This window comes from Cypionkella psychrotolerans (genome assembly GCF_001294535.1).
In the GTDB taxonomy this organism is placed as follows: Bacteria; Pseudomonadota; Alphaproteobacteria; order Rhodobacterales; family Rhodobacteraceae; genus Cypionkella; species Cypionkella psychrotolerans.
Window position 1 is genome coordinate 60,828 of the sequence record NZ_LGIC01000006.1, and the last position, 14,630, is coordinate 75,457.

General features: G+C 61.0%; 13 protein-coding genes. 6 read left to right on the top strand and 7 right to left on the bottom strand.

The features are described from left to right. Positions 1-140: 140 nt before the first annotated feature. The 7 genes from AKV04_RS26600 to pyrH all read right to left on the bottom strand — a co-directional run bounded on the left by AKV04_RS26600 (position 141) and on the right by pyrH (position 5,927). Positions 141-278: a hypothetical protein gene (locus tag AKV04_RS26600; RefSeq protein WP_202905541.1), complete on the bottom strand. Its 138-nt coding sequence runs from the start codon at positions 276-278 to the stop codon at positions 141-143. A gap of 96 nt (positions 279-374) precedes the next feature. Further along, positions 375-1,724, bottom strand: coding sequence for an RIP metalloprotease RseP (gene rseP / locus AKV04_RS00800; RefSeq protein WP_054004579.1), 1,350 nt, complete (start codon positions 1,722-1,724; stop codon positions 375-377). A gap of 1 nt (position 1,725) precedes the next feature. Continuing rightward, complete coding sequence (dxr, locus tag AKV04_RS25930; RefSeq protein ID WP_054004580.1) at positions 1,726-2,907, bottom strand: 1-deoxy-D-xylulose-5-phosphate reductoisomerase; 1,182 nt, start codon at positions 2,905-2,907, stop codon at positions 1,726-1,728. Beyond that, a complete protein-coding gene (locus AKV04_RS25935) occupies positions 2,908-3,705 on the bottom strand; it encodes a phosphatidate cytidylyltransferase (RefSeq protein ID WP_054004581.1) in 798 nt (265 codons plus the stop codon). After that, positions 3,702-4,379: a polyprenyl diphosphate synthase gene (uppS, locus tag AKV04_RS00815; RefSeq protein WP_235815501.1), complete on the bottom strand. Its 678-nt coding sequence runs from the start codon at positions 4,377-4,379 to the stop codon at positions 3,702-3,704. Before uppS ends, AKV04_RS25935 begins: the two co-directional genes overlap by 4 nt. Before the next feature lie 142 nt (positions 4,380-4,521). Further along, positions 4,522-5,085: a ribosome recycling factor gene (gene frr / locus AKV04_RS00820; RefSeq protein ID WP_054004583.1), complete on the bottom strand. Its 564-nt coding sequence runs from the start codon at positions 5,083-5,085 to the stop codon at positions 4,522-4,524. A 110-nt stretch (positions 5,086-5,195) separates the two neighbouring features. Continuing rightward, positions 5,196-5,927 (bottom strand): UMP kinase, encoded by a 732-nt coding sequence (gene pyrH / locus AKV04_RS00825; RefSeq protein WP_054004584.1) that lies wholly within the window; start codon positions 5,925-5,927, stop codon positions 5,196-5,198. A 197-nt stretch (positions 5,928-6,124) separates the two neighbouring features. Between pyrH and miaA the strand changes: the two genes are divergently transcribed. The 6 genes from miaA (at position 6,125) to AKV04_RS00855 (ending at position 14,615) form a co-directional block, all read left to right on the top strand. Continuing rightward, positions 6,125-6,985, top strand: a complete 861-nt coding sequence (gene miaA / locus AKV04_RS00830; protein WP_162232811.1) for a tRNA (adenosine(37)-N6)-dimethylallyltransferase MiaA — start codon at positions 6,125-6,127, stop codon at positions 6,983-6,985. A 141-nt stretch (positions 6,986-7,126) separates the two neighbouring features. Continuing rightward, the gene (locus tag AKV04_RS00835) at positions 7,127-7,975 is read left to right on the top strand and encodes an AraC family transcriptional regulator (RefSeq protein WP_082351480.1); all 849 of its coding nucleotides are present in this window, start codon (positions 7,127-7,129) and stop codon (positions 7,973-7,975) included. Positions 7,976-8,346: 371 nt separating this feature from the next. Further along, the gene (locus AKV04_RS00840) at positions 8,347-10,041 is read left to right on the top strand and encodes an ABC transporter substrate-binding protein (RefSeq protein WP_054004586.1); all 1,695 of its coding nucleotides are present in this window, start codon (positions 8,347-8,349) and stop codon (positions 10,039-10,041) included. 136 nt (positions 10,042-10,177) lie between these two features. Then, positions 10,178-11,263, top strand: a complete 1,086-nt coding sequence (locus tag AKV04_RS00845) for an ABC transporter permease (protein ID WP_054004587.1) — start codon at positions 10,178-10,180, stop codon at positions 11,261-11,263. Between the two features lie 7 nt (positions 11,264-11,270). Next, positions 11,271-12,440: an ABC transporter permease gene (locus AKV04_RS00850; RefSeq protein WP_054004588.1), complete on the top strand. Its 1,170-nt coding sequence runs from the start codon at positions 11,271-11,273 to the stop codon at positions 12,438-12,440. 87 nt (positions 12,441-12,527) lie between these two features. Further along, entirely contained in the window at positions 12,528-14,615 is a 2,088-nt protein-coding gene (locus tag AKV04_RS00855) for a dipeptide ABC transporter ATP-binding protein (RefSeq protein WP_054004589.1), read from the top strand. Positions 14,616-14,630 lie beyond the last annotated feature (15 nt).

The window sequence follows — 14,630 nt, forward strand, 5'->3', positions numbered from 1 at the left end:
GCTGTTTCCCGCATGAGCCGCTCCTGAATGCACTAAATCCTGTGCATCTGACTACCTGTAACCGCAAGCAATGTCAAAAGGATGGCCGGGAAAATCGTAAGCAATGCGAGGATAATCTGGGCCGCAGTTTTGCGCCAAGATCAGCGGTGAAACAGCGCCGTGCCCAGGAAGGCACCTGCCAGCAGACCGACAACCACGGTGCCGACGGTGAACAGGCGGTCCCAGTTCAGCCAGACCAGCAGCGACAGGCCTTTGTAGCTTTTCATGACTGCTTGCATGGTCTTGCCCTTTCCGCATCAGATGATGGGGAAAATCTACGCCGGGAATGTGGCAGTACTGTGGCTGGTGGGGGGGGCGGCGCTCTTTGCCCGGTCTTATTTGCAGGTGAAATCATTGCCCAAAGCGAAGAACATGAAGCTGAGCACCGCGACAAGGCCGATCAGCATCAGGATGTTCATCACGGCAGGTGCCGGCGGGCGGCGGAACACAGCTTCATAGGCGAAGAACACCAGATGGCCGCCGTCCAGCACCGGGATCGGGAACAGATTGAGCAGGCCAATGCCCAGCGACATCATGCCGAGATAGCCGACGAACTGCTCTAGCCCTTGGCGGGCGGCGTCGCCCATCACCTCGGCCATACCGACCGGACCAGAGAGGTTGCAGGTGCTGATCTGGCCGGTGACGATGTGCCACAGCCCGGAAAGCGAGGATTTCGCAGTGAAATAAGCCTGATCGACGGCAAGGGTGACAGTTTCCCAAGGCCCCGGCTGGCGGGTTTGCGGCTGGAACAACATCCCACCCGACAGGCCGATCATCCAACGGGTTTCAAAGCCGCCGCCGTCTTTCGGCAGATCGCGGCGGTTGGGGGACAGGGTAATGTCGATGATCTGGCCCCCCGCCTCACCATTGCGCCAGATTTTCAGCGCGATGGGTTGGCCTGCACTGGCTTCAACCAAAGCGGGAAGCTGGCTGAAGGCGGTCACATCTTGGCCAGCGGCTTGGATGATCACATCGCCAACTTGAATACCAGCATCGCCGCCCGCGTTGCGCGGCATCACCGCACCGACCATTGGCAGGAATGGATGCGCGCCTTGCACGTCGAGCGTTTTGCCGTCGCGTTCAATGCTGTAGGTGACGGCAGCTGCGGGGGGCAGCGCGTTGGCGGTATTGGCGAAGGTTTCGATATCGGGGGTGGCGGTACCGTTCAGCGCCAGAATTTTATCGCCGGGTTGGATGGTCTCCCCGACAAAGGGCGAGGCATTGACGTGGCCCACCACGGGGACTTCGGTGGCAACCCCAGTGTAGGTGATCAGGCCGATGAACACGATCAGGGCGAGGATGAAGTTGAAGACCGGGCCTGCGGCGACGGTCGCGGCGCGGGCCCAAAGCGGTGCGCCGAACATGGTGTGGCGTTTTTCTTCCGGCGTGAGACCCCCCAAAGCCGCCTGATCGGGGGCAGAGGCTGCGTCTTTGTCGCCGAGGAATTTCACATAGCCGCCAATCGGCAGCGCCGCGATCTGCCATCTGGTGCCGCGTTTATCGACCCGAGAATACACCACCGGGCCGAAGCCTAACGAGAACACCTCGGCATGGATGCCAGACCAGCGCCCGACGATGTAATGGCCGTATTCATGCACCGCGACGATCACCGCCACCGCGACGATGAAGAACAGGCCCGACCAAACCGCACCGCCAAATGACGCCGCAAAGCTGCTGAAATCCACGCTAGCTGCCCTTTACCATTTTCACCGCCTCGGCGGCCCTGATCCGTGCCAGATGATCCATTTGCAGCACATCCTCAAGGGTGAGGGCGGCGATTCCAAGGCTGCAATCTGACGAAACACGGTTAAGTGTAGCCTCAACTACGGCAGCCATCTGCATGAAGCCAAGCCCGCCTGCGATGAAATGATCCAAGGCGATCTCTTTGGCGGCGTTGAAGGCAGCGCCAGCAAGGCCACGGATCGTCATCACGTCGCGCGCCAAACGCAGCGCGGGAAAGCGGGTCTCATCGGGGGCGCGGAAGGTCAGACCGCCCAAAGCGGCAAGGTCAAGACGCGCCACGGGCAGGGTTTGGCGGTGGGGCCAGTGCAAGGCATAGCCGATGGGATGGCGCATATCGGGCGCACCTAGGTGGGCCATCACCGCGCCATCGCGGAAACCGACGAGGGAATGAATGATGGATTCGGGGTGAATGATCACCTCGATCTGCGCGGGATCAACCCCGAAAAACTCACGAGTTTCAATAACTTCCAGGGCTTTGTTAAACATCGAAGCCGAATCGATGGTGATGCGTGCGCCCATGCTCCAGTTCGGATGCGCCAAAGCTTCGGTCACGGTGGCATCGCAGAGGCGCTCCAGCGGCCAATCGCGCAACGCGCCACCCGAGGCGGTCAGGATGATGCGTTCTACCGCCGCCAGATCTTCGCCGACCAGCGCCTGAAAGATCGCGGAGTGCTCAGAATCCACCGGCAGCACCGTGGCTTCATTGGCCGCCGCCGTCGCCATCAGCAACTGACCAGCCGTCACCAAGCTTTCCTTATTCGCCAGCGCCAGCTTGCCGCCGTGACGCAAGGCGCGCATCCCCGGCACCAGACCAGCAGCACCCACAATCGCGCTCATCACCCAATCGGCGGGGCGGTCGGCGGCGTCATGCACGGCTTGGGTGCCAGCAGCGACGGCAATGCCAGTGCCTGCCAGAGCCTCACGCAGCGGGGCCAAGCAATCGTCAAAGGCCGTCACCGCGACTTCGGCGCGCAGGGCAATCGCCATCTGCGCCAGTCGCGCCACATTGCGCCCCCCTGTCAAAGCGACCGTGCGGTAGGCTTCCGCCCCGCCTTCGCGCATCAGCAGATCAAATGTGCTTTCCCCCACCGATCCGGTGGCACCAAAGACCGAAATCGAGCGCATCTAGCCCCCAATCGGCAGATCAAAGAAACGATTGCTGGTGAGGATCATCACCAGCACCATTGCCCCGGTCAACGCGTCAAAACGATCCAGCACGCCACCATGGCCGGGGATCAGGGCAGAGCTGTCCTTCGCGCCGACCCGGCGTTTCAGCCAGCTTTCCACAATATCCCCCATCTGGCCTGCGAAGGAAACAAAGGGAGACAACACAATCAGCCAGACGCTGCCGTGCCCGGCCAGAACGAAGCAAGCGCCCAAAACCGCAGCCCCGATCCAGCCCGCAATGGTGCCAGACCATGTTTTCTTCGGGCTGATCGCGGGCCAGAATTTCGGCCCGCCCAAGATGCGCCCAGCAAAATAGCCCATCACGTCGGACACGATCACCACGCCCAGCAGCCACAGAAAGGCGATAGTGCCCTGCTCGTCGCGCAGCACGAACAAGCCGTGGCCCGAGACCAGAACCGCCACCGAAATCGCCGCGACTGCTTTTTGTTGGCGGCGCGGTGTGGCCATGAAAGCCAAGGGCACGAGGGGAAATACGATCCACGCCGAAACCGAGGGCCAGCCCTCATCCGCGATCATGCAGAGGGCGGCAAGCGCGGCGATGGCCAGCGCGAGGCGGGGTTCAGCGGGCTGCGACAGCCGGGCGAGTTCCCAGATCATCACCGCCGTCAGCAGCGTGATCAGGATCAGGAACCACCAGCCACCCAGCCAAATCTCCACCGCACCCACCGCCAGCATCACCGCCGCCGACAGCACGCGTGGCTTCAGATCGCCCCATTGCGCGGATTGCAGGCTCATGCCGTTGCCACGCCGCCGAAACGGCGGTCCCGATGGCCAAAGCGGGCAAGGATGGCGACCAACTCATCAATGGTGAAATCCGGCCACAGGGTTTCGGTGAATTCGTATTCGGCATAGGCGGCCTGCCATGGCAGGAAATTCGAGGTGCGGGTTTCTCCGCTGGTGCGGATCACCAGATCAGGGTCGGGGATATTGGCGGTATCAAGGTGCTGGCTGATCGTCGCGTCGGTGATCTGGGCCGGGTCAATGCGGCCAGCAGCCGCCTCGGCAGCAAGCGCGCGGATGGTGCGGGTGATCTCATCGCGGCCCCCGTAATTGATCGCCACGGTGAGGTTCAGCCGGGTGAGGCCAGCGGTGCGCGCCTCAATCCCGGTCATCAGGCGTTGCAATTTGGCGTCAAGCTTGCTGCGGTCGCCAATGAAGCGCATCCGCACGCCGTCAGCCGCCAGACGATCGGCCTCACGTTCGATGTAACGGGCGAAGATCGACATCAGACCGAGGACTTCTTCGGTCGAGCGTTTCCAGTTCTCGGTGGAAAACGCGTAGATCGTCAGCCATTGGATGCCGATTTCGGGGGCGGCGCGGACGATTTGTTTGACCCGTTCGGCACCTTTGCGGTGACCGACCAGCCGGGGCCAGCCGCGATTGGTGGCCCAGCGGCCGTTGCCATCCATGATGATGGCGACATGCGCTGCCTCGCGGGTCTTTGTGTCGGATTTATCGCCCAAGGACCGCGCCCTACCTTGTGAAGTCGCCCGAATATGGGCCGGAAATTTGTACAGAATGTGGCGCGCAGTTGGCCTGCGCGCCAAGGCGTTAAACCTGCATGATCTCGGCTTGTTTGTGTTCCAGCGCACGATCCACGGCAAGGATGGCTTTGTCGGTGAGGTCTTGCACCTCATCCGACCACATCTTTTGGTCATCCTCGCCCATGCCAGCGGCTTTGGCCTTCTTGATCTGGTCCATGCCATCGCGGCGCACGTTGCGAATGGCGACTTTGGTGTTCTCGGCGTAGCCTGCGGCAACCTTGGTCAACTGCTTGCGGCGTTCTTCGTTCAGCTCCGGGATCGGCAGCCGGATCAGCGGGCCATCGGTCACCGGGTTGATGCCGATACCACTTTCGCGGATGGCTTTTTCGACCTTGGAAATCATCGCCTTATCCCAGACGTTGATCACCACCATGCGCGGTTCCGGCACGTTGACGGTGCCCAGCTGGTTGATCGGGGTCATTTGGCCATAAGCATCGACCATGATCGGCTCGACGATCGAGGCCGAAGCGCGGCCGGTGCGCAGCGAGGCAAATTCCACCTTCAGCGCGTTCATCGCACCGTCCATCCGGCGCTGGATGGCGTCGAGGTCAATTTCAAGATCGTCCGACATAGGGTCTTCCTTCGTGTCTTCGGCCCAAAGTGGTTGGGCTTTTGCCGTTCTATAACAGCAAGTGGTTTGGCAGGTATAGGGGTTTAGGCAGTGGCGGGGTGAACCCCGCCCTACCCGTGCACCCTTGTGTAGGTGCCCTGCCCCGCGAGGATGGTTTTGAAGCCACCGGGTTCGTCCAAGCTGAACACGATGATCGGCAGGTCGTTGTCGCGCGCCAAGGCGATGGCAGAAGCATCCATCACGCCGAGGTGTTTTTGCAGCACTTCGTCATAGGTCACGGTGTCGTAGCGCTTGGCGTCGGCGTGTTTTTTTGGGTCTTTGTCATAAACGCCATCGACCTTGGTGCCCTTGAAGATCGCCTGACAGGCCATTTCGTTGGCGCGCAGGGTGGCCGCGGTGTCGGTGGTGAAATACGGATTGCCGGTGCCTGCGGCAAAGATGCAGACGCGCTTTTTCTCAAGGTGGCGCACGGCGCGGCGGCGGATGTAGGGCTCGCAGACCTGATCCATCGGGATGGCCGAGATGACGCGGGTAAAGACGCCGATGGATTCGAGCGCCGATTGCATGGCGAGGGCGTTCATCACGGTGGCGAGCATGCCCATATAATCGGCGGTCGTCCGCTCCATGCCCTGAGCGCTGCCTGCCAGACCGCGGAAGATATTGCCGCCGCCGATCACCATGCAGATCTCAACACCCAGATCGCGCACGGATTTGACCTCTTCGGCGATGCGCTGCACGGTGGGCGGATGCAGGCCATAGCCCTGGTCGCCCATCAGCGCCTCACCGGAGATTTTCAGCATGACCCGGTTGTAGGTCACTTTTGGCTCGCCGGGGTGAGACATGGGGTATCCTTAGGTTTAAGAGCAGGAATGGATGGGCCGGATTGACTGGCGGCTAAAATGTCGCAAAACGGGGGCGGGTTCAACGGGGGAAGCGACATGGGGCGTCGCTTTGCTGCGCTAGCCGCTTGGGGGTTTCACACCCCCAAACCCCCGTGGGATATTTATGCCAATGTGAAAGGGCTGATGTGAGTTGTGATGTGAGCCGGATTTCGCGCGAGGCTCCGGTGTTGATTGCCGGACCTACGGCGAGTGGCAAATCCGCTTTGGCGCTGGAATTGGCGGCACGGGATGGCCGCATCATCGTCAATGCCGATGCGTTGCAGGTTTATGACTGCTGGCGGGTGTTGTCGGCGCGGCCATCGCGCGCGGATGAGGCGGTGGCGGAACACGCGCTTTATGGTCATGTCGGCCGCGATCAGGCTTATTCGGTGGGGCATTGGTTGCGGGAAGTGCAGGCGGTGCTGGATCGTCCGGTGGTGATTGTGGGCGGCACGGGCCTGTATTTCGGCGCTTTGACCGAAGGGTTGAGCGAGATACCCGCGACTCCGGTTGAAGTGCGCGCGCTGGCGGATCGGCGGTTGGCGGAGGAGGGGATTGCGGCGCTGCTGGCCGAGTTGGACCCAGGTACTTCGGCGCGGATTGATCCGTTGAACCCCGCGCGGGTGCAGCGGGCTTGGGAGGTGCAGGCGAGCACCGGGCGGGGTTTGGCCTCGTGGCAAGATGCAACCGGGCCTGCGGTGTTGCCGCTAGCCGGGGTGGAAGCGCTGGTGATCCGGCCTGATGTCGCTTGGCTCGATGCGCGAATCGCGCAGAGGTTCGCGGTGATGCTGGCCGAGGGCGCGCTGGACGAGGTGCGCGCAGCCCTGCCCCATTGGCAGCCCGCACAGGCTTGGGCGAAGGCGATTGGTGCGCCGGAGTTGGTGGCACATTTGCGCGGCCAGATCAGCTTGCGCGATGCCGCAGAGGCCGCGACTTTGGCCAGCCGTCAATACGCCAAGCGGCAGCGCACTTGGTTCCGGTCGCGGATGAAACACTGGCGCGAGATCGCCCTGCCCTGAGCACTTGATTTCCGCCCACAGAGTTCTCCACAGCTTTCCGCGCCCGCTGTGGATAACTTCCGCTGCCTGCCATCTTTTTGCTTGGGTTGTGTTGCAACCCTCGGTTACATGTTGGAAAAATACAAAAGCAGGCAGCGCATCATGAAGACCCCTCAACCCAAAACTGGCCCGAAAACTGATCTAAAAACCGGGCCGAAGTCTGGCCCCGATACCGATCAAATGCGGTTGATCGCGATTCCGCGTCTGGCGGCAGGTGGGCGTTGGCGGGTGGAAGCGATGCGGTCTTTGTCAGAGGGCTGTTTTCTGTGGTTCACCAAGGGTCAGGGCCGCATCACCATTGCAGGCCAGACCCGGGGCTATACCGCCAACAACGCGATCTACATTCCCCCCGGCGTGATGCATGGCTTTGAGGTTGGTCCGCAAGTGTTTGGCACAGCGGTATTTTTCGGCAAAAACTCCACCGTTACTTTGCCAGCGGAGCCGCAGCATCTGCGCATCCGTGAAGTGCATGCGCAGCAAGAGGTCAATGTCACGCTCGACATGATCCAGCGTGAGATGGACAGCGACACCCCTGCGCATGATCGCGCGACGCGGCATTATCTCGGGCTGCTCGGTGTCTGGATTGAGCGCCAAGCCAGCAAAGCCAGCGCTGAAACCCCGCGCCCGGATGCGGCCAAGCGCTTGGTCGGGCGCTTCACCGCGCTGCTGGAGAAAGAATTTCGTCGCGGCAAGGGCGTGGGCGAATTGGCCTGCGATCTGGGTGTCACGGCCACTCATCTGACGCGCTGCTGCCGCGAGACCTGCGGGCGCTCGGCAATTGATCTGTTGCAGGATCGCCGGATCTTTGAGGCCCGCCGTCTGCTGGCGGAAACCGACATGGCGGTGGGGCAGATCGGAGCCAGCCTTGGCTTTACTTCGCCCGCCTATTTCACCCGCGCGTTTCAGCATCTGACCGGGTCTTCCCCCAGCGCTTTTCGCCGCGCGATTTGACCCAATCGACGCCTTTGGCGCGAAAGCTGTCGTGACTGCAACGATTCGTCCGCGATGGCGGACAATGTTCCGCGTGGGGCGGAAGTCATGGCACACTATGGTATGCCGGGGCGATGCCGGTTTTTGCAGCGGTTTGGGCACCGATTCCGGCAGGGTAATGTCGCTAACGTTACATGCAAGGGCGAATCCAGCCGTTGACGGATTGGCGGAAAAGGTGCCGAATAGGGGCGTGAGACGCATCAATGCCGTTGCGGAAGTTTCGGGTGCCCGTCGTGGGGAAGGGCCACCGAAAGCCGCATCGGTTCAAGCGCATCGCCAGATTAGAAACGGCCAAAAAAACGTAAAGGCTTTAGCCTTACAGGGAGATACCGATGACCGATACCCGCACCACCGAGCGCGCCTTGCACCCGGCTGCTTACATGCACGCGCAGGAAGTTCAGGACGGCAAGCTGAGCCGTCGTGAGTTTCTGTCGCGCACCACCGCTTTGGGCGTTTCCGCCGCTGCGGCCTATGGCCTGCTGGGGCTGTCGGCTCCGGCCCGCGCACAAGACGCCAAGGTTGGCGGCATTCTGCGCTGCGCCATGGAAGTCAAAGCCCAGAAAGACCCGCGCACCGCGGATTGGCCGCAGATCGCCAACATCTATCGCGGCTGGCTGGAATATCTGATCCAGTATAACGCTGACGGCACCTTCGAGGGTCGCCTGCTGGACAGCTGGGAAGCCAATGCGGATGCGACCGAATACACGCTGAAAGTCCGTCAGGGCGTCAAATGGAACAACGGCGACGCATTCACGGCTGATGACGTGGTGCGGATGTTCACCCGCTGGACCGATGGTTCGGTGGATGGCAACGCGATGGCTTCGCGCTTTGCCGGTCTGGTCGAGTCGGTGGCTGCGAAGAATGCCGATGGCACCGATAAGAAAGACGAAGCCGGCGCTGCCGTGATGATCAACAAGCTGCGCGATGGCGCTTTGGTCAAAGTGGATGACGCCACAGTCAAGCTGGTGATGTCGCAGTCTGACATTGCCGTTGTGGCGAACCTTGCCGACTATCCGGCGGCTGTGGTGCATAGCTCCTATGTCGATGGATCGGACCCGTCCACCAATGCGATCGGCACCGGGCCTTACATCCCGCAAGAAGTCTCGGTTGGCCAAAAGGTCGTGTTGGTGCGCGCGCCGAACCACACTTGGTGGGGTGGCACTGCTCCGCTTGACGAAGTGCATTACATCGACTTCGGCACCGACCCGTCTGCCATGGTGCAGCTTGCCGGTTCGGATGAGATCGACACCAACTACGAGACCACCGGCGACTTCATCGAGCAGATGGATGGTCTGGGTTGGAAGAAAATCGAAGCCGTTACCGCTTCGACCATCGTGGTGCGGATGAACTCGGCCAACGGCGATCTCTACAAGGACAAAGCCGTTCGTCAGGCGATCCAGAAAGCGGTTGATCCGAAAGTTGTGCTGGAGCTTGGCTATAACGGCCTGGGCACCACCGCAGAAAACCACCACGCCTGCCCGATCCACCCGGAATACGCCAAGATCCCGGCGCAAGTCATTGATCCGGCTGGTCTGATGCCTGCACTGACCGCTGCTGGCCTTGACAAGACCGAGTTCGAAATCATCTCGCTGGACGACGGCTTTGAAGCCGCCACCACCGATGCGGTTGCAGCCCAGCTGCGCGACGCTGGTGCTACGGTGAAGCGCACCGTGATGCCGGGCTCGACCTTCTGGAACGACTGGCAGAAGTACCCGTTCTCCTCGACCACTTGGAACCACCGTCCGCTGGCCGTGCAGAACATGTCGCTGGCCTATACCTCGACCGGTTCGTGGAACGAATCCGGCATGGCGAACCCGGATTTCGACGCGGCAATGACCAAGGCTTTGGCGTTGGACAACGCTGACGCCCGCCGTGAAGTCATGGTGACACTGGAAACCATCCTGCAAGACGAAGGCTATATCATCCAGCCTTACTGGCGCTCGCTGTTCCGCCACGCCAAGGAAGGCGTCAACGTCGATATGCATCCGTCGTTCGAGCATCACCACTACAAGTGGTCGCTGTCCTAAGCTGATACTGGTCCGGGCGCCTCAGGTGCCCGGACCTTTTCGTCCCGACTACACTCGACCCGGACTTATAAAAGACTGAACGCAGGCAACAACGCACAGTCAGCGGCCCATCGTTTGGCGCATAGGGGAACCATTGATGTTGAAATTCGTGGCAAGGCGCTTAGGCGTCATGGTCTTGACTGCGCTGGCGCTGACCTTTGTCGTGTTCTACCTGACCAACCTGCCGCCGAATCTTGAGAAGCTGGCCCGCACCGAAGGCTCGGTTCGGATGACCGATCAGGCGGTGGCCTCTTGGATCGAAAACAACGGCCATGGTGGGTCGGTGTTTGGCCGCTATGCGCAGTGGCTTGGCGTCGCCCCCGGCTGGAAGCTAACCGATGGCAAGGGTGTCACGCGCGGCCGCTGCATCCAGAACAACGCGGACCCCGCCACCGCCGCCACATACTGTGGCGTGTTGCAGGGCGAATGGGGCTTTTCTACCGTGTTCAAGAAACCCGTGCTGGAATCTGTGCTGCAAAAGCTGGGCTCCACCGGTTGGCTGATGATGTGGGTGATGATCGTCATGGTCCCCGTCTCGCTGATCATGGGGGTGTTGTCGGGGATGCGCGAAGGCTCACGGCTTGACCGCAGCCTGTCGATTGTCGCCATCGCCACCACAGCCACACCGGAATATGTCTCGGGTGTGATCCTGGTGGCGATCTTCGCAAGCGCCACCGCAGGGATATCGCCGCTTCTGCATGAATGGGGCTGGATCAGCGGCAAAACGCTGTTCCTTGGCACCGCGACAAGCGCCATGGACAAGATCACCTTTTGGAACTTCGCTTTGCCGGTGCTGACCATCGCGCTTTATGGCATCGGCTATATCGCCCGGATGACCCGCGCCAGCATGACCGAGGTGATGACCCAGCAATACATCCGCACCGCGCGGCTGAAAGGTGTGCGGTTCCGCGATGTGGTGCTGAAGCACGCGTTGCGCAACGCTTTGATCGCGCCGTTCACTGTGATCATGCTGCAATTCCCGTGGCTGCTGAACGGCGTGGTGATCACCGAGGCTTTGTTCAACTACAAAGGCTTCGGCTGGACGCTTGTGCAAGCCGCTGGCAACAATGACATCGACCTGCTTCTCGGCTGTTCGGTGGTCGCGGTCCTCGTCGTTCTGGTCACACAGCTGATCTCCGACATTGGCTATGTATTCCTGAACCCCCGTATCCGGCTGGCATGAGGCAAGAATGAACACCGAACTGCTATCCTGGGGCCAGATCATTGCCCGCATCCTTCAGCAATTCCTGCCCGTCTGGATTGCGCTGATCATCACCTTCACCGTCTCGATCCGCTACAAACGCAAGCTGGGGCTTTACGGCAAATTGTTTGACAGCCCGGTGGGCATGGTTGGCTTTATGCTGGTGATGTTCTGGGTCTATACCGCGATCTTCGCCGATGTCATCGTCACGATGGACCCGATTGCGCAATTTGGCCGGGTGAAAAACCCGTTGCCCGGCACGCCGCTGATTGATCCCAAAGACGGCCAATACGCCTACTTCCTGCTGGGCGGCGATCATCTTGCCCGCGATGTGTTCTCTCGCGTGGTGATGGGCGCGCGCCGGGTGCTGACGATTGCGCCAGCCGCCACCACCTTCGCCTTCATCATGGGGGTGACGTTGGGCCTGCCTGCGGGCTATTTCGGCGGCAAGCTCGACATCGCTTTGTCGTTCCTCGCCAACCTCGTGCTGGCCTTCCCGGTGATCTTGCTGTTCTACCTGCTGGTCACGCCGGAAATCCGCAACACGGGCATTCCGGTGGTGCTGGCGGCGGTGCTGTTCATCTTCCCGGTGATCTTCTTTTGCACCCTGTTCAACTCGCGCTTCTTCACCAACCCGCCGAAACGCAACCTCTATGTCGGCGTCACACTGGTGATCGGGCTCTGGGCCTATTTCGGCCTCGCCTTCAACTTGGACCCGTTGGGTGTGTGGTCGATGGACCCGAACCTGCTGAACGTGTTCGTCTCGGTGGTGTTCGTGAACTCGCCCACGGTGTTCCGCATCGTGCGCGGCATCGTGATGGATCTGAAAGCCCGCGATTACGTCGCCGCTGGCCAGACGAGGGGCGAGTCTGCGTGGTACATCATGCTGTGGGAAATCCTGCCCAACGCGCGGGGCCCTTTGATCGTCGATTTCTGCCTGCGGATCGGGTATACTACGATCCTGCTCGGGACCCTGGGTTTCTTCGGTCTGGGTGTGTCGCCGGAAAGTCCGGATTGGGGTTCCACCATTGACGATGGCCGCAAACTGTTGTCGCTCTACCTGCATCCCGCCATCACCCCTGCGCTTGCACTGATGAGCCTCGTGCTGGGTCTGAACCTGCTGGCCGATGGTCTGCGCGAAGAAAGCCTAAAGGACTGACCTTTTTGGTCATCCTCTGTGCTCAAATATCCTGGGGGTCCGGGGGCTAGCCCCCGGTCCTATCCCTCCCGTCAAAGCGAGGCTGCCATGACTGACACCACCTGGGATCCATCGAAACCGATACTTGAGATCGAAAACCTCTCGATCAGCTTTTTCACCAGGATGCGCGAAATCCCGGCAGTGATGGATTTCTCCTGCTCAGTGATGGCGGGCGAGTCGATGGGCCTTGTCGGCGAGTCTGGGTGCGGCAAATCCACCGTCGCCTTGGCGGTGATGCGTGATCTGGGCAAGAATGGCCGCATCGTCGGCGGCACCATCAAGTTCAAAGGCCGCGATCTGACCCATATGGGCGACGAAGAGCTACGCCACATTCGCGGCTCTGAAATCGCGATGATCTACCAAGAGCCGATGGCCTCGCTGAACCCCGCGATGAAGATCGGCGCGCAACTGGCCGAAGTGCCGATGATCCATCAGGGCATGGCCAAGGACGAGGCGTGGAAACTCGCGCGTCAAATCGTCGCCGACGTGCGCCTGCCCGACCCCGACCGTATTCTGCAAGCCTATCCGCATCAGCTTTCGGGTGGCCAGCAACAGCGCATCGTTATCGCAATGGCGCTGATGTCGAAACCCGCCCTTCTGATCCTCGATGAGCCGACCACCGCCTTGGATGTGACTGTTGAGGCCGGCATCGTCGATCTGGTCAAGGACTTGGGCCATAAATACGGCACCTCGATGCTGTTTATCTCCCACAACCTTGGCCTGATCCTCGACGTTTGTGATCGCCTCTGCGTGATGTATTCCGGCGAGGCGGTGGAAACCGGCAACGTGATCGAAGTCTTCGACAAGATGCGCCACCCCTATACCCAAGCCCTGTTCCGCTCGATCCCGCTGCCGGGGGCTGACAAGAACAGCCACCCCCTCGTCGCCATTCCTGGCAACTTCCCGCTGCCGCATGAGCGGCCAAAGGGCTGCAATTTCGGCCCACGCTGCGACTACTTCCAAGACGGCCGCTGCAACGCCGCCGAAGTGCCGATGTTCCCGGTGCCGGGCGATGACCGTCACGCCACCCGCTGTATCAAATGGACCGAGATCGACTGGGACGCCCCCATGACCTTGAAGGCCAGCAAGCCCAAGACCCCGATCGGCAAAGTGGTGCTGAAGATGGAGGATCTGAAGAAATACTATTCCGTCTCCTCGGGCGGCTTTGGCAGCGGCACGACGAAAGTGGTGAAGGCCAATGAAACCCTGTCGTTTGAGGCCCGCGAAGGCGAAACCCTCGCCATCGTCGGCGAATCTGGTTGCGGCAAATCCACCTTCGCCAAGGTGCTGATGGGGCTGGAAACCGCGACGTCGGGCTCGATCCTACTGTTCGATGAAAACGTGCAATCTACCCCGATCCAGCAGCGCAACACCGATACAGTGTCCTCGGTGCAGATGGTGTTCCAGAACCCATTCGACACCCTGAACCCCTCGATGAATGTCGGCCGCCAGATCATCCGCGCCTTGGAGATTTTCAAGCAGGGCAAGTCGGACGAGGAACGCCACGCCCGGATGCTGGAACTGCTCGATCTGGTGAAACTCCCCCGCGCCTTTGCCGAGCGGATGCCGCGTCAGTTGTCGGGCGGGCAAAAGCAGCGCGTCGGCATCGCGCGGGCGTTTGCGGGCGGGGCCAAGGTTGTGGTCGCCGATGAACCTGTCAGCGCGCTTGATGTGTCGGTGCAAGCCGCCGTCACCGACCTTCTGATGGATATTCAGCGCGAGAACAAAACCACCCTCTTGTTCATCAGCCATGACCTTTCCATCGTGCGCTACCTGTCTGACCGGGTGATGGTGATGTATCTCGGCCATGTGGTGGAAATGGGCACCACCGATCAGGTGTTCCAGCCGCCCTACCACCCCTATACCGAGGCTTTGCTGTCCGCCGTGCCGATCGCCGACACCAAAGTGATTCGCAAGCGCATCGTGCTGGAAGGCGATATTCCGTCGGCGATGAACCCGCCCCCCGGCTGCCCGTTCCAGACCCGCTGCCGTTGGAAAAGCCAAGTGCCAGGTGGGCTGTGTGATATCGAGATGCCGCCGATGCGGACGCTGGCGGGCGGCCATCAGATCAAATGCCACCTGAGCGACGAATTGCTGGCCTCGATGGAGCCGGTGATCAAAATCGCGGCGGAGTGATTGAACGGAGCGGTG

Excerpts from the sequence above, each read along its gene's own strand:
- AKV04_RS00855 (WP_054004589.1), top strand. The coding sequence starts at position 12,528 with ATGACTGACACCACCTGGGATCCATCGAAACCGATACTTGAGATCGAA.
- uppS (WP_235815501.1), bottom strand. The coding sequence starts at position 4,379 with ATGGATGGCAACGGCCGCTGGGCCACCAATCGCGGCTGGCCCCGGCTG.
- AKV04_RS26600 (WP_202905541.1), bottom strand. The coding sequence starts at position 278 with ATGCAAGCAGTCATGAAAAGCTACAAAGGCCTGTCGCTGCTGGTCTGG.
- dxr (WP_054004580.1), bottom strand. The coding sequence starts at position 2,907 with ATGCGCTCGATTTCGGTCTTTGGTGCCACCGGATCGGTGGGGGAAAGC.
- AKV04_RS00850 (WP_054004588.1), top strand. The coding sequence starts at position 11,271 with ATGAACACCGAACTGCTATCCTGGGGCCAGATCATTGCCCGCATCCTT.
- pyrH (WP_054004584.1), bottom strand. The coding sequence starts at position 5,927 with ATGTCTCACCCCGGCGAGCCAAAAGTGACCTACAACCGGGTCATGCTG.
- AKV04_RS00845 (WP_054004587.1), top strand. The coding sequence starts at position 10,178 with ATGTTGAAATTCGTGGCAAGGCGCTTAGGCGTCATGGTCTTGACTGCG.
- frr (WP_054004583.1), bottom strand. The coding sequence starts at position 5,085 with ATGTCGGACGATCTTGAAATTGACCTCGACGCCATCCAGCGCCGGATG.
- AKV04_RS00835 (WP_082351480.1), top strand. The coding sequence starts at position 7,127 with ATGAAGACCCCTCAACCCAAAACTGGCCCGAAAACTGATCTAAAAACC.
- AKV04_RS00840 (WP_054004586.1), top strand. The coding sequence starts at position 8,347 with ATGACCGATACCCGCACCACCGAGCGCGCCTTGCACCCGGCTGCTTAC.
- AKV04_RS25935 (WP_054004581.1), bottom strand. The coding sequence starts at position 3,705 with ATGAGCCTGCAATCCGCGCAATGGGGCGATCTGAAGCCACGCGTGCTG.